At 67.2% G+C, this 17,991-nt stretch carries 20 protein-coding genes; 13 read left to right on the forward strand and 7 right to left on the reverse strand.

Features of this window, described 5'->3' with window-relative positions:
• Positions 1-163: 163 nt before the first annotated feature.
• Both rpoH and GU920_RS02085 read right to left on the reverse strand, forming a co-directional pair.
• Positions 164-1,060, reverse strand: coding sequence for an RNA polymerase sigma factor RpoH (rpoH, locus tag GU920_RS02080; protein WP_161765321.1), 897 nt, complete (start codon positions 1,058-1,060; stop codon positions 164-166).
• A gap of 187 nt (positions 1,061-1,247) precedes the next feature.
• The gene (locus GU920_RS02085) at positions 1,248-2,318 is read right to left on the reverse strand and encodes an RluA family pseudouridine synthase (RefSeq protein ID WP_161765322.1); all 1,071 of its coding nucleotides are present in this window, start codon (positions 2,316-2,318) and stop codon (positions 1,248-1,250) included.
• On the opposite strand from GU920_RS02085, the gene GU920_RS02090 reads away from it, so the two are divergent.
• The 7 genes from GU920_RS02090 (at position 2,317) to GU920_RS02120 (ending at position 9,852) form a co-directional block, all read left to right on the forward strand.
• On the forward strand, positions 2,317-2,616 hold the full coding sequence (locus GU920_RS02090) for a DUF6476 family protein (protein ID WP_161765323.1): 300 nt from the start codon (positions 2,317-2,319) through the stop codon (positions 2,614-2,616). The genes GU920_RS02085 and GU920_RS02090 overlap by 2 nt on opposite strands.
• A gap of 321 nt (positions 2,617-2,937) precedes the next feature.
• Positions 2,938-4,395 (forward strand): amidase, encoded by a 1,458-nt coding sequence (locus GU920_RS02095; RefSeq protein ID WP_161765324.1) that lies wholly within the window; start codon positions 2,938-2,940, stop codon positions 4,393-4,395.
• 70 nt (positions 4,396-4,465) lie between these two features.
• Positions 4,466-5,530, forward strand: coding sequence for an ABC transporter ATP-binding protein (locus GU920_RS02100; RefSeq protein WP_161765325.1), 1,065 nt, complete (start codon positions 4,466-4,468; stop codon positions 5,528-5,530).
• Between the two features lie 4 nt (positions 5,531-5,534).
• Positions 5,535-6,440, forward strand: coding sequence for an ABC transporter permease (locus GU920_RS02105; protein ID WP_161765326.1), 906 nt, complete (start codon positions 5,535-5,537; stop codon positions 6,438-6,440).
• Positions 6,433-7,236 (forward strand): ABC transporter permease, encoded by an 804-nt coding sequence (locus GU920_RS02110; RefSeq protein WP_161765327.1) that lies wholly within the window; start codon positions 6,433-6,435, stop codon positions 7,234-7,236. Before GU920_RS02105 ends, GU920_RS02110 begins: the two co-directional genes overlap by 8 nt.
• 47 nt (positions 7,237-7,283) lie before the next feature.
• Entirely contained in the window at positions 7,284-8,309 is a 1,026-nt protein-coding gene (locus GU920_RS02115) for an ABC transporter substrate-binding protein (RefSeq protein WP_161765328.1), read from the forward strand.
• A 130-nt stretch (positions 8,310-8,439) separates the two neighbouring features.
• The gene (locus tag GU920_RS02120; RefSeq protein ID WP_201744013.1) at positions 8,440-9,852 is read left to right on the forward strand and encodes an amidase; all 1,413 of its coding nucleotides are present in this window, start codon (positions 8,440-8,442) and stop codon (positions 9,850-9,852) included.
• A 6-nt stretch (positions 9,853-9,858) separates the two neighbouring features.
• On the opposite strand, the gene thpR is transcribed toward GU920_RS02120, so the two are convergent.
• From thpR to GU920_RS02135, 3 genes are read right to left on the reverse strand one after another with little or no spacing between them, the layout of a single operon-like run.
• The gene (gene thpR / locus GU920_RS02125; protein WP_161765330.1) at positions 9,859-10,398 is read right to left on the reverse strand and encodes an RNA 2',3'-cyclic phosphodiesterase; all 540 of its coding nucleotides are present in this window, start codon (positions 10,396-10,398) and stop codon (positions 9,859-9,861) included.
• Positions 10,395-11,516, reverse strand: a complete 1,122-nt coding sequence (locus tag GU920_RS02130) for an acetoin utilization protein AcuC (protein ID WP_161765331.1) — start codon at positions 11,514-11,516, stop codon at positions 10,395-10,397. Before GU920_RS02130 ends, thpR begins: the two co-directional genes overlap by 4 nt.
• Positions 11,513-11,974, reverse strand: coding sequence for a glutathione peroxidase (locus GU920_RS02135; protein ID WP_235932995.1), 462 nt, complete (start codon positions 11,972-11,974; stop codon positions 11,513-11,515). Before GU920_RS02135 ends, GU920_RS02130 begins: the two co-directional genes overlap by 4 nt.
• A gap of 314 nt (positions 11,975-12,288) precedes the next feature.
• Here GU920_RS02135 and GU920_RS02140 point away from each other — a divergent pair, with 314 nt between their 5' ends.
• The 3 genes from GU920_RS02140 (at position 12,289) to GU920_RS02150 (ending at position 14,084) form a co-directional block, all read left to right on the forward strand.
• Entirely contained in the window at positions 12,289-12,798 is a 510-nt protein-coding gene (locus tag GU920_RS02140; RefSeq protein ID WP_161765333.1) for an NUDIX hydrolase, read from the forward strand.
• A 75-nt stretch (positions 12,799-12,873) separates the two neighbouring features.
• The gene (locus tag GU920_RS02145) at positions 12,874-13,299 is read left to right on the forward strand and encodes a DUF1178 family protein (protein ID WP_161765334.1); all 426 of its coding nucleotides are present in this window, start codon (positions 12,874-12,876) and stop codon (positions 13,297-13,299) included.
• 116 nt (positions 13,300-13,415) lie between these two features.
• The gene (locus GU920_RS02150) at positions 13,416-14,084 is read left to right on the forward strand and encodes a Hint domain-containing protein (RefSeq protein WP_161765335.1); all 669 of its coding nucleotides are present in this window, start codon (positions 13,416-13,418) and stop codon (positions 14,082-14,084) included.
• A 1-nt stretch (position 14,085) separates the two neighbouring features.
• Here the strand turns inward: GU920_RS02150 and GU920_RS02155 are convergent, their stop codons facing one another.
• Entirely contained in the window at positions 14,086-14,409 is a 324-nt protein-coding gene (locus GU920_RS02155; protein ID WP_161760838.1) for a 2Fe-2S iron-sulfur cluster-binding protein, read from the reverse strand.
• Between the two features lie 150 nt (positions 14,410-14,559).
• Between GU920_RS02155 and GU920_RS02160 the strand changes: the two genes are divergently transcribed.
• From GU920_RS02160 to GU920_RS02170, 3 genes are all read left to right on the forward strand, one after another.
• Complete coding sequence (locus GU920_RS02160) at positions 14,560-15,015, forward strand: OB-fold nucleic acid binding domain-containing protein (protein ID WP_161765336.1); 456 nt, start codon at positions 14,560-14,562, stop codon at positions 15,013-15,015.
• A gap of 98 nt (positions 15,016-15,113) precedes the next feature.
• Positions 15,114-15,656 (forward strand): peptidoglycan-binding domain-containing protein, encoded by a 543-nt coding sequence (locus tag GU920_RS02165; RefSeq protein ID WP_235932997.1) that lies wholly within the window; start codon positions 15,114-15,116, stop codon positions 15,654-15,656.
• Positions 15,653-16,288, forward strand: coding sequence for an HD domain-containing protein (locus GU920_RS02170; protein ID WP_201743952.1), 636 nt, complete (start codon positions 15,653-15,655; stop codon positions 16,286-16,288). Before GU920_RS02165 ends, GU920_RS02170 begins: the two co-directional genes overlap by 4 nt.
• Before the next feature lie 55 nt (positions 16,289-16,343).
• Here the strand turns inward: GU920_RS02170 and GU920_RS02175 are convergent, their stop codons facing one another.
• Positions 16,344-17,849, reverse strand: a complete 1,506-nt coding sequence (locus GU920_RS02175; RefSeq protein WP_328799222.1) for a DegQ family serine endoprotease — start codon at positions 17,847-17,849, stop codon at positions 16,344-16,346.
• Positions 17,850-17,991 lie beyond the last annotated feature (142 nt).

The raw sequence follows: 17,991 nt of genomic DNA on the forward strand, positions 1-17,991 counted from the left end.
GGGGGCGTATTGGGGCGCGGGGGCGTGAAGAGGTCGGGGGCGTGAAGAGGCTGGAGGCGCGCGTTAAGGGTTTGTTCATCAAGCCATGCGCGGGCCGGGCAAACGGGGCGCGCGCCCGGCCCGGGAGGGGCGGGCGCGCGCGGGGCAAGGGGATGCGGGCAGGTCAGGCGGGGATCGCCATGCCCTTGACGCGGGCCAGTTCGCGCATCTTGGATTGCAGCTTTTCGAAGGCGCGCACCTCGATCTGGCGGATGCGTTCGCGGCTGACGCCGTAGCTTTCCGACAGCTCTTCCAGCGTGACGGGCGTATCGGCCAGACGGCGCTGCATCAGGATGTCCTTCTCACGTTCGTTCAGCACGGCCATCGCCTGCACCAGAAGCGCGCGGCGGGCGTCCATCTCATCGCGTTCGGCATAGGCATCGGCCTGATCGCTGTCTTCATCCTCGAGCCAGTCCTGCCACTGCGTGGCGCCTTCACCATCGCTGCCCACCGTGGCGTTGAGCGAGGCGTCGGAACCCGACAGGCGGCGGTTCATGTCGATGACCTCTTCTTCGGTCACGGACAGATCCTTGGCGATCTGGGCCACGTTTTCGGGGCGCAGGTCGCCATCTTCCAGCGCGCCCACCTTGGCCTTGGCCTTGCGCAGGTTGAAGAACAGCTTTTTCTGGGCGCTGGTGGTGCCGAGTTTCACAAGGCTCCACGACCGCAGGATGTATTCCTGGATCGAGGCGCGGATCCACCACATGGCATAGGTGGCAAGGCGGAAGCCCTTTTCAGGATCAAACCGCTTGACCGCCTGCATGAGGCCCACGTTCGCCTCGGAGATCACCTCGGCCTGCGGCAGGCCATAGCCGCGATAGCCCATCGCGATCTTGGCCGCGAGGCGGAGGTGGGAGGTGACGAGCTGGTGCGCGGCGCCGGCATCCTGATGATCCACCCAGCGCTTGGCCAGCATGTATTCCTGTTCGGGTTCCAGAAGCGGGAACTTGCGAATTTCCTGAAGATAACGGTTCAGCCCCTGTTCCGGGCTGGGTGCGGGAAGATTTTGGTAGGTGCTCATGTCGTGCCCCCTGTCAAATGCGCCCCGGGTCTTGCTTAAGCCCCCGGGAACCGAAAAACGTAAGGATGGCAGGTTCGCTGTGCAAGACCGCCTTGCCCTTACCCTACCCTAATTTGGGAACGGTTCCGTAAAGGTTAAAGCGGCGTTTCCGTGCATTCACGCACATGTCAGGCAATGTTTCAGCCCTTCAGCGCGCCTGTTCAAGGGTTTCGATCAGTGCTGCCATGTCGGGGGGCAGTGCGCTTTCGAAGCTGAGTTCACGGCCCGACACGGGGTGGAGAAAGCCCAGGGTCGCGGCGTGGAGCGCCTGACGGGGGAAGCTGTTGCCGGCCTCGGCCGCTGCGGGGCCGACGAGTTTGGGGGCCAGTTTGCGGCGGCCGCCATAGGTCTGGTCGCCCAGAAGCGCGTGGCCGGCATGGGCCATGTGGACGCGGATCTGGTGGGTGCGGCCGGTTTCCAGCCAACATTCCACCAGCGCCGCGGCGGTGCCGTAGCTTTCCAGAACGCGGGCGCGGGTGACGGCGTGGCGCCCTGCCCCATCCCAGACCACGGCCTGACGCTGGCGGTCGGTCTTGTGGCGGGCAAGGCCGGTGGCGATGCGGACGATGCCGCCGGGTTCGAAGCTGACGCCACGGGTGCCGCGCAGGCGGGGATCGGCGGCATCGGGGACGCCGTGGACAAGCGCGATGTAATGGCGGTTGACGCTGTGATCTTCGAACTGGCGGGCAAGGCCGTGATGGGCGCGATCGGATTTCGCGACGACGAGGAGGCCGGTGGTATCTTTGTCGATGCGGTGGACGATGCCGGGGCGCTTTTCGCCGCCGATGCCTGAGAGCGTGTCGCCGCAATGATGCAGAAGCGCGTTGACGAGCGTGCCCGAGGGCGTGCCCGGCGCGGGATGGACGACCATGCCCGCCGGTTTGTCGATCACGATCAGATCGGCATCCTCATAGACCACGGTCAGGGGGATGGCTTCGGGCTGGGCGCGGTAATCGTCGGAAGGCGCGAGGCGGAGGAGGTAGGTCTCGCCCTCGGTCACGCGGGTTTTCGGATCGGTGACGGGGGTGCCGTCGCGCAGGACATCCCCTTCGGCGATCATCTTCATCAGGCGGGAACGAGACAGCGCGGCTTCCTCTGGCACCTCGCGCGCGAGGGCCTTATCAAGGCGGTCGGGCGGATTGGCCCCGATGGTGACGGTCAGGGTGGCGGCGAGGGTCGCGTCGCCTTCATCCGGCAATTCTGGCGAAAGGTCTGGCATGGACGATACCCCTGAGCATGGTGAGCTTCCGCCCAGCCTGAAGTTCCTGAAATGGCTGGTCATCGTGTTGATGCTGACGATGATCGGGGGGGTCATAGCGATTGTCGGGCTGCTTGTCACCCGGATGCCGGACGGCCGCGCGGTGGTGCTGCCGGAGACCCTGACGCTGCCGGAAGGTGTGCGGGCCGAGGCGGTGACGGTGGGGCGGGATTTCCTGCTGGTGGTGACAGGGGATGGGCGGGTGCTGGTCTATGGGCGGGACGGGACGTTCCGGCAGGAGATCGCGCTGACGGAGTGAGGCGGTGTTTTTCCCGACCTGTCGCAGATGGGCCACAGCCTGAAAACGGCGGTCGGGCGGGGTGACGCCGAGGGCGCCTTTCTTGCGAAACTTGCTGTTTTTGCTGGAATATTTCGGTGCGCGTCGTGCAGCACGCTGTGCCACATCCTGTGCAGCAGGGTGTATGCACGCGACGGGCGGGGGGTTAGGGCGGCGTTAACCTTTTGCGCGGGCGCGGTGGTGGCGCGCGGGCGGAAAGCGACGCGCGGGCGACGGTACGGGGCGGGACCGGGACAGTCTTGCCGGTCCAGCATGAAGAAAGGATGAACGGGGGAAACGGGCATGATCGGCGATCTGGGCGCGCGGGATGCAACCGCGCTGGCGGAGCTGGTGGCGGCGGGCGAGGTGACGCCTGCGGAGTTGCTGGACGCGGCGCTGGCGGCGGTGGAGGCGCGCAATCCGGCGATCAACGCGGTGGTGCTGATGCAGGAGGGCGTGGCGCGGCAAGCCATAGCGGCGGGCCTGCCGCAGGGGCCGTTCCGGGGGGTGCCGTTCCTGTTGAAGGATCTGGGCTGCGAGGCGGTGGATTTCCCGTCGCATAACGGATCGCGGCTGCTGGCGAACACGCGATACCACCGGGATTCGGCGATCTATGCGCGCATCCGGGCGACGGGGGTGGTGACCTTTGGCCGGACGACCAGCCCGGAGGGCGGGATCGGGGCGGCGACGGAGGCCGTGGTCTATGGCGGGCCGACGCGGAACCCGTGGGATCCTGGGGTGACGAGCGGTGGGTCGTCTGGCGGGGCCGGGGCGGCGGTGGCGGCGGGGATCGTGGCCATGGCGCATGGGTCGGATGGCGGCGGATCGGTGCGGATCCCGGCGTCCAGCTGCGGGTTGTTCGGGTTCAAGCCGACGCGGGCGCGGCTGCCGGATGGGCCCTACGTGGGCGAAGGCTGGGCGGGCATGGCGATCGACGGGTTCCTGACGCGGTCGGTGCGGGATACGGCGGTGATGCTGGATGCCTGCGCGGGGCCGGATCTGGGGGCGCCCTATGTGGCGCCGCCGCTGGCGCGGAGCCATGCGGATGCGATCAGCCGCCCGCCGCCGCGCCTGCGGGTGATGATCTGCGACACGACCTTCACCGGCGCGGCCATCCATCCGGAGGTGCGGGCGGCGGTGCTGGCGGCGGGGCGGTTGCTGGAGAGCCTTGGGCATCATGTGGAACCCGGGCGGCCGCAGGCGGATGTGGGCATGATGATGCGGGCCTGGACGGATATCGTGGGGGTGGGCACGGCGCTGGGGGTGCGGCGGGCGTTGAAGGGGCGGGATGCGGCGGGGCTGGTGGAGGGCGTGTCGCGCGGCGCGGTGGCCCATGCGGAAGGGCTGCATCCGACGCGCTATCTGGAGGCGGTGGGGGAGATCCACGCCTTTGGCCGCCAGATGGCGGCGGTGTTCGGGGAAGAGGGCGGCGGCGGGCCGGATGTGATCCTGTCGGCCTGTCTGGCAGAGCCGCCCGCGAAGGTGGGCCGGTTCAGCCATGCGACCGAGGATTACGTGGGCTATCGCATCGGGCCGGGCGGCATCTTTGAATATTCCCCCTTCTGCGCGGTGTTCAATGCCAGCGGGCAACCGGCGGCGAGCCTGCCCCTGGGTTGGACGGCGGCGGGATTGCCGGTGGGGGTGCATCTGGCGGGGCGGTTCGGGGCGGATGAGATGCTGATCGCGCTCTGCGCGGAAATTGAGCGCGCGGCGCCCTGGGCCGGGAGGCGGGCACCGATGGCGGGTGGGGCTGCGTCTTAACGCTTGCCAAGAGGGGATTCGGGCGGTCAGATATGATCAAAAGACAAGAACCAATGGGGAGCGCCGCAGAGTGACCGAAGCCGTCACCATCGAGGCCCGGAATGCCGTGAAGGCCTTCGGTCAGGGCGAGCATGTGGTGCGGGCGCTGGACGATGTGTCGATCCAGATCCGCAAGGGTGAGTTCTTTACGCTGCTGGGGCCGTCGGGATGCGGCAAGACCACGCTATTGCGCCTGATCGCGGGGTTCGAGATGCCGACCTCGGGCACGATCCTGCTGGACGGGGCGGATATCACCGATCTGCCGCCCAACAAGCGCCCGGTGAATACGGTGTTCCAGAGCTACGCGCTGTTTCCGCATCTCACGGTGGCCGAGAATGTGGGGTTCGGCCTGACGATGCAGGGCCGCCCCAAGGCGGAGGTTTCCAAGCGGGTGGCCGAGATGCTGGCGCTGGTGAAGCTGGAGCCGATGGCGGGGCGGAAGGTTTCGCAACTGTCGGGCGGGCAGCAGCAGCGGGTGGCGCTGGCGCGGGCCTTGGCGCCGCAGCCCAAAGTGCTGCTTCTGGACGAACCGCTGAGCGCGCTGGATCTGAAGCTGCGCAAGGAGATGCAGGTCGAGTTGAAGCGGTTGCAGACGGAGACGGGGATCACCTTCATCTTCGTGACCCATGATCAGGAAGAAGCCCTGACCATGAGCGACCGGATCGGGGTGATGAGCGCGGGCAAGTTGCAGCAGGTGGGCAGCCCGCGCGACATCTATACCCGCCCGGTAAACCGCTTTGTGGCAAGCTTTATCGGCGAGACGAATTTCCTGCCCGCGACGGTGGTGCCGGGGGGTGTGCGGCTTTCCACCGGGGATGTGGTGGAGGTGGCGACGACCCGGCCCGGGGCGGTAACGCTGACGGTGCGGCCGGAACAGGTGCGGATCGTGGCGGCGGGCGAGGCCGGCGCGATTGCGGCGCGGGTGAAGTTTCTGGTCTATTTCGGGACGGATACGCATTGCCATCTGGACCTGTCCGACGGGACGGAGGTGGTGGCGCGGGTGCAGAGCCCGGCCAGCGGCGAGGCGGGGATCGTGGAGGGATCGACCGTCGGCATCCGTTTCGCGCCCGGCGCGGCGCAGGTTCTGGAGGATTAGGGCGATGGGTGCGGATCGGCTGCAGCGACAATCGGCCCGGAACGGGTGGCTGCTCTCGCTGCCTGCGCTGATCCTTTTGTTCGTGGCGGCGATGGGGCCGCTGGTCATCATCGTGGTCTATTCCTTCCTGACGCCGGGGGAATACGGGAATGTGGTGTGGGAGTTCAGCCTTGATGGCTGGACCGGCATCCTGTTCACGCGCGACATCTTTGACGGGACGCTGGGGCTGGCGGATGCGCATCTGACGATCTTCTGGCGGTCGGTGAAGCTGTCGATCCTGACGACGGTTGCGACCTTTGCGCTGGGGTTCCCGACGGCGTGGTTCATCGCGACGCGGCCCGCGCAGCAGCGGGGGCTGTGGCTGTTCCTGATCACCATTCCGTTCTGGACGAACCTGCTGATCCGCACCTTTGCCATCAACGAGGTGATCCGGGTGGAGGGGGTGCTGAACACGGTGCTGTTGTGGATCGGGGTGATAGATACGCCCTTGGCGATCATCTACACCGATACGGCGGTGCTGATCGGGATGGCCTATGTCTATCTGCCGCTGATGGTGCTGCCCCTGTTCGCCGCGATTGACCGGTTCGACATGCGGCTGCTGGAGGCGGGGTATGATCTTTACGCCAGCCGCTGGCAGGTGCTGCGCCGGGTGATCCTGCCCATCGTGAAGCCGGGGATCATCGCGGGGTCGATCCTCGTTTTCGTCCCGTCGCTGGGGGCCTATGTCACGCCGCGCGTGCTGGGGGGCGGCAAGAACATGATGATCGGGAATTTCATCGAATTGCAGTTTCTGGCGGGGCGCAACTGGCCCCTTGGCGCGGCGCTTTCGGTGACGCTTCTGGTGATCGTGACGGCGGCGCTGCTGGTCTATGTGAAGGCGGCGAACCGGGGGAGCAATCCGCATGGCTGAGCGGCGGTTCGAGGTGGCGCGTCTGCCCGGGTTTGCCACGGTGGCGGTGGCGACCTTCGTGATGCTGTATCTGCCCATCGCGACGCTGGTGACGTTTTCCTTCAACGCGGGCAGCAGCATCGCGGTGTGGGAGGGGTTTTCGCTGCATTGGTATGCGGATGCGTGGAACAATCAGGCGGTGAAGGATGCAACCGTGCGGTCCCTCGTGATCGCGGTCTGGGCGGCGATGATTTCCACGACCGTGGCCACGCTGGCCGCGCTGGGAACCACGCGGCGGGCGGCGTTCAAGGGTGAGACCTTCATCTATGTGGCGATCAACCAGCCCCTGATGGTGCCCGAGATCGTGACGGCGGTGGCGCTGATGATCCTGTTCGGGATGGTGAAGGTGGCCACGGGCTATCAGGGGTTGGGCTATCTGATCCTTGCCCATTCGGCCTTTTGCATCCCCTTTGCCTATCTGCCGATCCGGGCGCGGCTGGAGGGGATGGACCTGAGCCTTGAGTCGGCGGCGGCGGATCTTTACGCCTCGCCCTGGCAGACCTTCCGGTTCGTGACGCTTCCCCTGCTGGGGCCGGGGATATTGGCAGGGGCGATGCTGGCCTTTGTGATCAGCCTCGATGATGTGATCATCACGGAGTTTGTGAAATCGGGCGGGCAGGATACGCTGCCCACCTACATGCTGGGGCAGATGCGCCGGACGATGACGCCCGAGGTGAATGCGATTTCCACCGCGCTGCTGGCGCTGACGGTGGTGCTGCTGACGGCCTTTTTCCTGCTGACGCGGAAGAAGGGCTGAGGCGCGAGAAGAAAAAAACAAACGACTGCAACATGGGAGCGACTGCGATGAAAAGACTGATCTCTGCGACCGCGCTGCTGCTGGCCACCTCGGCCATCGCGCAGGCGGAAGGGCAACTGAACCTGTACAACTGGGGCAATTACACGAGCCCCGAGTTGCTGGAGAAGTTCAAGGCCGAGACGGGCATCACCGTGACGGTGACGGATTATGACAGCAATGACACCGCGCTGGCCAAGGTGGAGGCCGGGGGGCATGGGTTTGATCTGGTGGTGCCGTCGGCCAACTATGTGCCGATCTGGGTGGAGAAGGGGCTGATCGTGCCGCTGGATCTGTCCAAGCTGCCCAATCACGCCAATATCGCGCCGGAATGGAAGGATGTGACGTGGGATCCGGGCCGCGCCCACACCATCCCGTGGCAATGGGGTTCGACCGGGGTGGCCGTGGATACCGCGATCTATCCGGGCGACATCAATACCAGCGCGGTGTTTCTGGAAGTGCCGGATGAGTTGAAGGGCAAGATCAACGTGGTGCCCGAGATGAACGACATCGTGGCGATGGCCACCATGTATGCGGGCGGCGAGCCCTGTTCGGAGGACCCGGAGGTTCTGAAGAAGGCGCGCGACCTTCTGGTGGCGGCGAAGCCCAACTGGATCAGCATGGATTACGGCGCGACGGAGCGGCTGTCGAATGGCGACTGGGCGGCGTCGGTGAACTGGAACGGGTCCACCATGCGGGCGCGTCTGGCGAACAATACCGTGGCCTATGGCTATCCGAAGGAAGGCTATCCGTTGTTCATGGATTCGGTCGCCCTGCTGGCGGATGCGCAGAATGTGGAGGAGGCGTACAAGTTCCTCGACTTCATCATGGTGCCGGAGAATGCGGCGATGATTTCGGCCTTTGCGCGCTATGCGAACGGGATCGCGGGATCGGAGGCCTTCATGCCGGAAGACATGAAGACCGCGCCGGAAGTGGTGATCCCGGAAGAGTTCAAGGCGGCGGGCGTGTTCCTGCCTACCTGCACGGGCAAGGCGCAGGAATACATCACCGCGATCTGGACCGAGTTGCAGAAGTGATCTTGCGGAGTGCTGCGGGCCGGATGGCCCGCAGCACGCGCCTTTTAGGTCACGGGCGCGGGCCATCGCCCGCGCCCGTTCCCGTTGGGGTTCCACCCCAAACCCCAGGGGTATTTGGGCCAAGATGAAGATGGATGATCTTGTTGCACTGTCGGCCACGGAGCTTTCACGCCTGATCGCGGCGCGGGAGGTGAAGCCGTCGGAGGTGATGGAGGCCACGCTGGCGCGGGTGGCGGCGGTGAACGGGGCGGTGAATGCCATCGTGTCGATGCCGGACGGGGACGCCCTGATGGATCAGGCGCGGGCGGCGGATGCGGCGGCGCCTGCCGGGTGGCTGCATGGGATGCCCGTGGCGGTGAAGGATCTGGTGGCGGTGCGGGGGATCCGCACGACCTGGGGATCGCCGATCTTTGCCGATCACGTGCCGGTGGCGGATGATCTGATTGCGGCGCGGATGCGGGCGGCGGGGGCCATTTTCATCGGCAAGACGAATACGCCAGAATGGGGGCATGGGAGCCATTCCTTCAACCCGGTGCATGGGGTGACGCGCAATCCCTATGACCTGACGCGCACGGCGGGGGGATCGTCGGGGGGCGCGGCGGCGGCGCTGGCGGCCCGGATGGTGGCGGTGGCGGACGGATCGGACATGATGGGGTCGCTTCGCAATCCGGCGGCCTTCTGCAATGTCTATGGGTTTCGGCCGAGTTACGGGTTGGTGCCTGCCGATGCGGTGGGGGATACCTTCCTTGCCACGATGGCGACGGAAGGCCCCATGGCGCGGACGGTGGAGGATGTGGCGCGGCTGTTGGAGGTGCAGGCGGGGGTGAACCCGGAAGTGCCTTTCGGGCGGGCGGCAGAGCCTTTCGCGGACCTGATGGCGGTGGAGATGCGGGGCAAGCGCATCGGCTGGCTGGGCGATTGGGACGGGGCTTATGGCTGTGAGCCGGGGATATTGGACCTGTGCGACGGGGCCTTGCGGGTGTTCGAGGGGATGGGGGCGGTGGTGGAGCCGGTCGCCCCGCCCTTCCCCGCCGAAAAGCTGTGGTTTGCCTGGACGACGATCCGGGCGATGCTGAATGCAGGCGACAAGCAGGCGATGGCGGCGGACCCTGCGAAGCGGGCGCTGATGAAGCCCGAAAGCCTGTGGGAGGTCGAGCAGGGATCGAAGGTGACGGCGGCGGAGTTCCATGCGGCGAGCGTGATCCGGTCGCGGTGGTATGCGCGGCTGGCGAAGCTGTTCCGCGAGTTCGACGCGCTGGTGATGCCTTCGGCGCAGGTCTGGCCCTTTCCGGCGGAATGGCGCTGGCCGGAGCGGATCGGGGATCGGGTGATGGACACCTATCACCGCTGGATGGAGGTGGTCATCCCGGTGAGCCTTGCAGGCGTGCCGTCGCTGAACGTGCCGGTGGGGTTTGGGGGGCAGGGCCTGCCGATGGGGATGCAGATCTTCGGGCCATACGGGGCGGATGCGGCGGTGCTGGCCATGGGGCAGCAGTATCATCTGGCAACCGATTGGCCGGGGCGGCGGGGGCCGGTTCTTTAGCCGCCGCTAGAGATCGTAGCGGGCGAGTTCGGAATAGACGCTGCCCTGTTTCGTCTGGCAGCTTTCGTAAAGGCAGAAATGATCCACCACCCATTCGGGGGTGGAAAAGCCGCTGCCCTGCGCGATGGCGCGTTCGAGGCGGAAGGTTTCGTCGGGCGGCGGGGGCGGGAAGCGGCCCAGCGTGACATGGGGGGTGAAGCGGCGGCTTTCGGTGGCGATCCCGGCGCTGCGGGCGGCGTGGTCGAGCTTGGCTTGCAAGCGGTTCAGCGGTTCGCAGGGGGCGACACCCGCCCAGGCCGCGCGGGGTTTGGCGCCGCCGAACAGGCCAAGGGATCGGAGCGACAGGGGAAAGGGCGGGAGGCGGATCTCGGCGAAGCGTTCATGGGCGGCGTGGAGGACGGGTTCGGGCTGTTCACCGAGGAAGACGAGGGTGAGGTGGAAGCTGTCGGGGTCCACCTTGCGCGGGAGGGGAAGGAGGAAGTGCTGCACGCGGAGGGCGGAGAGCACCTCGGGCGGCAGGGGAAGGGCAAGGAAGGCGCGGATCATCGGCGGGCCAGATGGGCGAGGCGTTCGGTGATTTCGGGGCGGACGGGGCCTTCGCGCGGGGGATCGAGCAGGGTTTCGGTCATGTGCGGCTCCGGGGCCGGGCGGGTGCCGCCGCCCCAGGAGAGGGCGCGCAGGAGGGCGGCGGCGTCTTCGGGCAGGCGGTCGGGGATGTCCTGCCCGGCAAGGGTGGCCCAGAGCGCCGACCAGCAGCGCCCGACGGACCACGGGTTGTAGCCGCCCCCGCCGAGCAGGAGGAGGCGGGGTGCGAGGGGGCGGATTTCGGTGAGCGCCTCGATATAGGCGCGGTTGGAGAGGGCGAGGCGGGAGAGGGGATCCTCGAGCAGGCTGTCGGCGCCAGCTTGCAGGACGATGGCCTGTGGCGCGTGGGCGGCGAGGCGGGGCAGGATGAGGCCGTGCAGGACGGCGCGCGCCTCGGAATCGTTGTAGCCGCGCGGGACGGGGAGGTTGAAGGCATTGCCGCCCGCGTCATCCGTCAGCGCCCCGGTGAAGGGCCAGCGGTTTTCTTCGTGCACCGAGATCATCAGGAGGTCGGGGTCGCCTGCGAAGGCGGGTTCCACGCCATCGGGGTGGTGGGCGTCGAGATCGACATAGGCAAGGCGTTGCAGGCCGGCGCGGCGCAGGGCCATCAGGGCAAGGACAGGATCGTTGAGGTAGCAAAAGCCATTGGCGCGATCGGGCAGGCCGTGATGGGTGCCGCCGCCCGGGACGTGGATCGCGCCGGTGGCATGGGTGGCCAGCAGTTCGGCCGCCAGCATCACAGCGCCTGCGCCGGTGGCGGGGCGGCGGAACATTTCGGGGAAGACCGGGTTCGATGTGGTGCCGAGGTGGTGGCGGGCGCGGGTTTCGGCGTCCACCTCGCCCGTTTCTTCGGCGCGTTGCAGGGCGGCGAGGTAGGTGGGGGTGTGATAGGCGGTGAGGGCTGCCGGTTTGGCGCGCGGGCTGGTGCGGTAGCGGGCGGGCGGCAACCAGCCTAATGCGGCGCAAAGGTCCATCACCGTGGACACGCGCGGCACGCGCAGCGGATGGGACCGGCCATAGCTGGAGCCGCGATAGATGCCGGAGCCGAAAAAGAGCGGCCCCGGAAGGGCGGATGTCACGGCAGCAGCGCCTCGATCTTCTGGACGACGGGGGCGGCGGTGGGGCGCACGGCGCTGCCCCAGGTGGCGACGATGTCGCCGCTGCCGTCGAGCAGCACCTTGTTGAAGTTCCAGGTGGGGACGAAACCCGACGTATCGGCCACCCATTTGTAGAAGGGGTGGGCGGCGTCGCCCGTGACGGGGGTGATGTCGGTCATCGGGATGGTGAGGTCGAAGTTGACGGCGCAGTATTCCTTGACCTCGGCCGCGCTGCCAAGTTCCTGGCGGAAATCGTCGGACGGGACGGCGAGGACGACGAGACCGCGATCGGCATAGCCATCATGGAGCGCCTGCAAATCATCGAACTGCCCGGCAAAGCCGCAGAGCGAGGCGGTGTTCACCACCAGCACGGGGCGGCCCTTGAAGGCATCGAGGTCGATCGTGCCGCCGTCGATGGAGGGAAAATTGAAGCCCGCCATCGCGGCGACGGGCAGGCAGGAAAGAGCGGCAGAAAAAAGGAGGGTTGAGTGGCGCATCGCAGCCCCTGCAAATCGGTTTCAACGGGAACGTAAGGCAGTCATTTTCGAGGTCAACGCCGCCGGACGGGCATGGGTTGGAATTTGCCGCTGCGGCGGTGCCGAGGTCATGGGCACCCGTGACCAATATCACAGCAATACCGCCTAAATTCCATAAGATTTCCATCGTCCTATGGAATGTCGGCGCAGGTGTTGCCATATATGACAGCAAAGCAACGATCCGGCGGGTTGAACCGGGTCGAGGGATCGGGCGGCAGATGAAGTGGGATCAGACCAGCGATGCCCTTTCCCCCGGGGAAGGTGGAACGCGCAGCCAGTGCGCGGCGCTGTGCTGGCGCATGCATCGGGGCCGGGTCGAGGTGCTGCTGATCACCAGCCGGGAGACCGGGCGCTGGGTCATCCCCAAGGGCTGGCCGATGGCGGGCAAGAGCGCGGCGCAATCGGCGATGCAGGAAGCCTGGGAAGAGGCGGGCGTGCGCGGTAAGGGGCGGGATCAGCCCGTCGGCACGTTCGGATATTTCAAGATCATGGCGGACAAATCCGCCCAGCCCTGCGTGGTGACGGTCTATCCGCTGCGGGTGAAGGAACTGGCCGCGCGCTACCCCGAGCGCAAGCAGCGCCGCCGGCGGTGGCATGACGCGGAGGACGCGGCGAAGCTGGTGGCAGAGCCGGAGTTGCGCGCGCTGTTCCTGCGGCTGGCCGAGGAGCCTGCGCTGCTCAAACCGTCCGAGGCGGCGGCGGCCATCGTGGCGGTGGCTGCGCGCTGATGGCGCGGGCGGGTTGATTTTGCTGCCCCTCTGCATAGGTGGAGGGAGAGATGACCAACCATCCGGTGATCCACGATGATCCGCTTCCAACTGAAATGCGCGCAAGACCATGGGTTTGACAGCTGGTTCCAGTCCGGCGCGGCGTTTGACGCGCTGAAGGCCGCGGGGCATGTGGCCTGCCCCGTCTGCGGATCGGCAGAGGTGGAGAAGGCGCTGATGGCGCCGAGCGTGGCCCTGCGTGCCGGGGCAGAGGAGGCGCCCGCGCTGCGCGCCCCCGCGAATGAGCGGGAGGCGGCACTGGCCGCCCTGCGGCGGCAGGTGGAGGAAAACTCGGATTACGTCGGGATGAATTTCGTCACCGAGGCGCGGCGCATCCACAGCGGCGAGGCGCCCGAACGCGCGATCCATGGCGAGGCGCGGGTGGATGAGGCGCGCAAGCTGATCGAAGAAGGGGTGCCTGTGGCCCCCCTGCCCTTCCTGCCAAGCCGCAAGGCGAATTAGGGCAGAGGGGAGCGGCGCGGTTCTGGGCGGATTTGCCTTGAATTGTTAACTCTTTTTCCAACGGTCGCTGCGAGCTTGCCGTATTCTGGACACAATCGGGGGCGAATCTGCGGATTGTGGTTGGTGAACGGGTGATGGTGATGTCGGAGCAGGCGATGGATGCACGGGTGGATGCGGCGCTGGCCTTGGCCGTGCAGGTGTTCACGACCACCGATCTGGCCTGTTTCGCCCGGGGAACGCGCATCGAGACGGCGACAGGATTGGTCGCGGTGGAAGATTTGCGCGACGGGATGCTGATCGAAACCATGGATCACGGTCTGCAGCCGGTGCGGCGGGTTCTGTCCAAGCTGGTGGATGGGCGCGGGGCGCTGGCGCCGGTTGAGATCGGCGCGGCGGTTCTGGGCAATATGCGGCCGCTGCGCGTGTCGCCGCATCACCGGATGGTGGTGTCTGGCTGGCGGGCGGAGTTGCTGACCGGTGAGGCAGAGGTTCTGGCTGCTGCGGCCGATCTGGTCGATGGGGCGCGGGTGCGGGTGGTGGAGATGGAACAGGTGGAATATTTCCACCTGCTGTTTGACCGCCACGAGATCATCTTTGCCGAGGGTGCGGCAACCGAAAGCTATCACCCCTTTGCCGGTGACGCGGTTGAGCTTGCGCCCGGGACGCTGGCGGAATTGCAGGCGCTGTTTCCCGATATGGGGCGGGCCTTCTGGGAAGGCACGCTTTTGGGCGGGACGGCGCGCCCCTGCGCGAGCCGGGACGAAGCGGCGCTGCTGCTGGCCTGAGTTAGATCTGCTTTTCGGGCATCTGCACGCGCAGGCCATCCAGCGCGTCGGAGACCTTGAGCTGGCAGGTCAGGCGCGAACGCACCGGATCGGGGTTCCAGGCGAAGTCGAGCATGTCTTCTTCCATGCTGTCCTTCTTGGGCAGGCGGTCCACCCAGGCCGGATCGACATAGACATGGCAGGTGGAACAGGCGCAGGCGCCGCCGCAATCGGCCTCGATCCCCGGGATGCCGTTGTCGCGGGCGCCTTCCATCACGGTGAGGCCGTTGGCCACCTCGACCACATGTTCCTTGCCGCCGTGTTCCACATAGGTGATCTTCGCCATGGATGCCTTGCCTTGTGCCGATTATGGGTGCCGATGATGGGTCTGGTGCGCCCGACATAGGCCATTCCTGCGCCCTTTGCCAGAGGTTGGGATAAGGGGCGGGCGATGTGACGGCTTGTCAATGGCCGCGGATGTTCTATTTTTGTTCTCATGTCATCATGGCCCCAGCCCAGCCCCCGTTCCGCCGATCCGACACAGCGCAGCTTGTCGGACTGGCTGGTGCCGACGGTGCGGCCCGGCACATGGCCACGCCCGCCTGCGGCGCTGGTGGCGGCGCGGCTGGACGAGCCGCCTGCCGGGGCGCGGGTCTGCGTGGCGGGGCTGGTGCTGCTGCGGCAGCGGCCCGGCACCGCGAAGGGGGTGATCTTCGTCACGCTGGAAGACGAGACGGGCACCTGCAATGTGGTGGTCTGGGCCAAGGTCTATGAACGGTTCCGCCGGGCGGTGATCGCGGGGCGGATGCTGCGGGTGACGGGGCGGCTGCAGCGCGAGGCGGGGGTGGTGCATGTGGTGGCCGAGGTGATCGAGGATCTGTCGGCGATGCTGGACCAGTTGCTGCGCCCGGATTTCCGCCATGACGGGGTGCGGGCGGGGGATCAGCCCTGAGGCGCGGCTGCCCCTGCGGCGGGGTTTAAGGCCGGGGCGAATGACGCTATGCTGCGCCTTGCGATCCGGGCGAACCGGACGGGCAGGACAAGAGGCGGATGCAGATCAGGATGAGAGCGGCGGGCGTGATGCTGATGCTGGCGGTGCTGGGCGCCTGCCAGACCGCCATGCCCCCTGCCCCGCGCACCAGCGACCTGTCGCGCGAGATCGTGCGGCTGGATCGGCCCGGCCCCCCGGCGCGGCCCGAAGGTGCCTGCTGGGAAAGCGACGTGACACCTGCGGTGATCGAGACGGTGACGGAGCAGGTGGTCGTGACGCCCGAGACGCGGGCCGGGGATGGGCAGGTGCTGACGCCTGCCACCTATCGCACGGACACACGGACGCGGATCGTGCAGGATCGCGAGGAGGTGTGGTTCCGCGCGCCCTGCCCTGCGGAATATACGGTGGATTTCGTCGCCTCGTTGCAGCGGGCGCTGAAGGCGCGGGGGTTCTATCTGCTGCCCCTGACGGGGGAGCTGGATGCGGGCACGCGCGATGCGGTGCGGCGCTATCAGGCCGAGCGGGGGCTGGACAGCCCGCGCCTGTCGCTGGCGGCGGCGCGGGAGTTGGGGCTGTTGCCCACCGCGCTGGAGGAGCTGTGACAGATTGGGCGGGCCGCGCGCGGGCGCGGATGGCGGAGATCTGGGCCGATGCGGCGGATGGGGCGCATGATCTGGGCCATCTGGACCGGGTCTGGAAAAGCTGTCGCCGGATCGCGCGGGAGGAAGGCGGGGCGGATGCGGATGTGCTGGCCGTGGCGGCCTATTTCCATGATGCGGTGAACCTACCCAAGGACAGCCCCGACCGGGCGCTGGCGTCGCGGCTGTCGGCCGATCTGGCGGTGCGGGAACTGACAGCGATGGGGTTTGCGGCGGATCGGCTGGCGGCGGTGCATCACGCGATTGCGGCGCACAGCTTTTCGGCCGGGATCGCGCCCGAGACGGTGGAGGCGCGCATCCTGCAGGATGCGGATCGGCTGGAGGCGCTGGGGGCGATTGGCCTGGCGCGGATGTTCCTGATCGCGGGGCAGATGGGGGCGGCGCTGTTTGATGCGGGCGACCCGCTTGCGATGGGCCGCGTGCTGGATGACCGGCGCTTCGCGCTGGACCACCTGGAGGTGAAGCTGTTCCCGGCGGCTGCGGCGATGCAGACAGCGGCGGGGCGTGCCATGGCGGCAGAGCGGGCGGAGTGGATGGAGAGCTTTCGCACGCGGCTGCTGACGGAAATCGGATAGGAAAAGGGGCGGCAGGTTGCCCTGCCGCCCCGTTCGGTTCCGGCGTCTGCCGGGATCACTGTTCGGCCGGGGCCGGTTCTTCCACGGCAAGGGCGACGAAGCGGGGATCACCCGCGCGGCGCACAAGCAGGAGGAGCGATTTGCGCCCGGCCTCGCGCGCCTCGGTCACGCGATCTTCGAGGTCTTGCAGGCGTTCCACGGGCTGTTGCCCGGCCTCGGTGATCACGTCGCCTTCGCGCAGGCCCTTGCCATACGCCTCGGACGCGGCATCGACGGCGGTGACGGCAAGGCCTTTGGCATCATCCGGCAGGCCAAGCTGGGCGGCGGTTTCCGCCGTGAGCGGTTGCAGCGTCAGGCCAAGCAGCTGCAATTCGCCCGGGTCTTGCGGCGGTTCGCCTGCGGCGGGGACGACCTCGGCGGCCTCGGCCTCTTCGCGGCGGCCAAGGGTGACGGAGAGGGTGGTGGTTTCGCCATCACGCAGGACGATCACGGGGACGGCAGACCCGACCGGGCTGTCGGCCACCTGACGGGTCAGGTCGCGGACGGAGCCGATTTCCTTACCGTCGAAGGTGGTGATCACGTCACCGGCCTGCATCCCGGCATCCTTGGCGGGGCCATCGGGGACATCGGTGATGAGCGCGCCGGCGGCGGCCTCGAGCCCCATGGCTTCGGCCACGTCGGGGGTGACATCCTGGATGCGGACGCCGAGCCAGCCACGGCGGGTTTCGCCGAATTCGCGCAGCTGATCCACCACCTTGGTCACGACGTTGGAGGCCATCGAGAAGCCGATGCCGATGGAGCCGCCATTGGGCGACAGGATGGCGGTGTTCACGCCGATCACCTGCCCGTCCATGTTGAACAGGGGGCCGCCCGAGTTGCCGCGGTTGATGGCGGCGTCGGTCTGGATGTAATCGTCATAGGTGCCCGACAGTTCGCGACCGCGCGCCGAGACTATCCCGGCGCTGACCGAGAAGCCCTGACCCAGCGGGTTGCCCATGGCCATGACCCAGTCGCCCACGCGGATCAGGTCGGAATTGCCGAACTGCACGAAGGGAAGCGGTTCGTCGGAAGTGACCTTCAGAAGCGCGATGTCGGTCTTGGGGTCGGTGCCGACGAGTTCGGCTTTCAGCCGGTCGCCCGAGAAAAACTCGATCTCGATTTCGTCCGCGCCTTCGATGACGTGGTTGTTGGTGACGATGTAGCCGTCTTCGGAGATGACGAAGCCCGATCCCAGCGCCTCGGACCGGCGGGGTTCGGCGGGGCCTTCATCGGCGCCGGGGGGCATGAAATCGCGGAAGAAATCCTCGAACGGGGATCCTTCGGGGACCATCGGGCCGTTCCCGGTGGGGGCGGCGACGACGGCGGAGGTGGTGATGTTCACCACCGAGGGGCTGATCTGTTCGGCCAGATCGGCAAAGCTGTCGGGGGCCGACTGGGCGCGAACGTCAAGTGCATTGCCCAGCGCCAGCGACAGGCCAAGCGCGAGGGCGAGGAAGACGCGGGAGGGTTTGCGCGGCACGGCCTCGGCGCGGGCCGCTTGGGACAGAACGGTGGGATGCACTCCGAACTCCTTTCGTTTGCGGTGCCGCGCGGCCTGAGGCCCGGGCGGCGGAGCACGCTTGTGATCATCAGGTAGGAAAGCCGAATTGCAATGCAAACCGGGTCGCGCTCTCTCAACAGCATGTGAACCCGATGGGGGGATT

The organism is Paragemmobacter ruber, assembly GCF_009908315.1.
Classification (GTDB): domain Bacteria; phylum Pseudomonadota; class Alphaproteobacteria; order Rhodobacterales; family Rhodobacteraceae; genus Paragemmobacter; species Paragemmobacter ruber.

Coding starts and splice junctions, on each gene's coding strand:
- GU920_RS02135 (WP_235932995.1), bottom strand. CDS start 11,974: ATGGCGGGCTTCAATTTTCCCTCCATCGACGGCGGCACGATCGACCTC.
- GU920_RS02115 (WP_161765328.1), top strand. CDS start 7,284: ATGAAAAGACTGATCTCTGCGACCGCGCTGCTGCTGGCCACCTCGGCC.
- GU920_RS02085 (WP_161765322.1), bottom strand. CDS start 2,318: ATGCCAGACCTTTCGCCAGAATTGCCGGATGAAGGCGACGCGACCCTC.
- GU920_RS02140 (WP_161765333.1), top strand. CDS start 12,289: ATGAAGTGGGATCAGACCAGCGATGCCCTTTCCCCCGGGGAAGGTGGA.
- GU920_RS02165 (WP_235932997.1), top strand. CDS start 15,114: ATGCAGATCAGGATGAGAGCGGCGGGCGTGATGCTGATGCTGGCGGTG.
- GU920_RS02120 (WP_201744013.1), top strand. CDS start 8,440: ATGGATGATCTTGTTGCACTGTCGGCCACGGAGCTTTCACGCCTGATC.
- GU920_RS02155 (WP_161760838.1), bottom strand. CDS start 14,409: ATGGCGAAGATCACCTATGTGGAACACGGCGGCAAGGAACATGTGGTC.
- GU920_RS02160 (WP_161765336.1), top strand. CDS start 14,560: ATGTCATCATGGCCCCAGCCCAGCCCCCGTTCCGCCGATCCGACACAG.
- GU920_RS02090 (WP_161765323.1), top strand. CDS start 2,317: ATGGACGATACCCCTGAGCATGGTGAGCTTCCGCCCAGCCTGAAGTTC.
- GU920_RS02145 (WP_161765334.1), top strand. CDS start 12,874: ATGATCCGCTTCCAACTGAAATGCGCGCAAGACCATGGGTTTGACAGC.
- rpoH (WP_161765321.1), bottom strand. CDS start 1,060: ATGAGCACCTACCAAAATCTTCCCGCACCCAGCCCGGAACAGGGGCTG.
- GU920_RS02105 (WP_161765326.1), top strand. CDS start 5,535: ATGGGTGCGGATCGGCTGCAGCGACAATCGGCCCGGAACGGGTGGCTG.
- thpR (WP_161765330.1), bottom strand. CDS start 10,398: ATGATCCGCGCCTTCCTTGCCCTTCCCCTGCCGCCCGAGGTGCTCTCC.
- GU920_RS02095 (WP_161765324.1), top strand. CDS start 2,938: ATGATCGGCGATCTGGGCGCGCGGGATGCAACCGCGCTGGCGGAGCTG.
- GU920_RS02110 (WP_161765327.1), top strand. CDS start 6,433: ATGGCTGAGCGGCGGTTCGAGGTGGCGCGTCTGCCCGGGTTTGCCACG.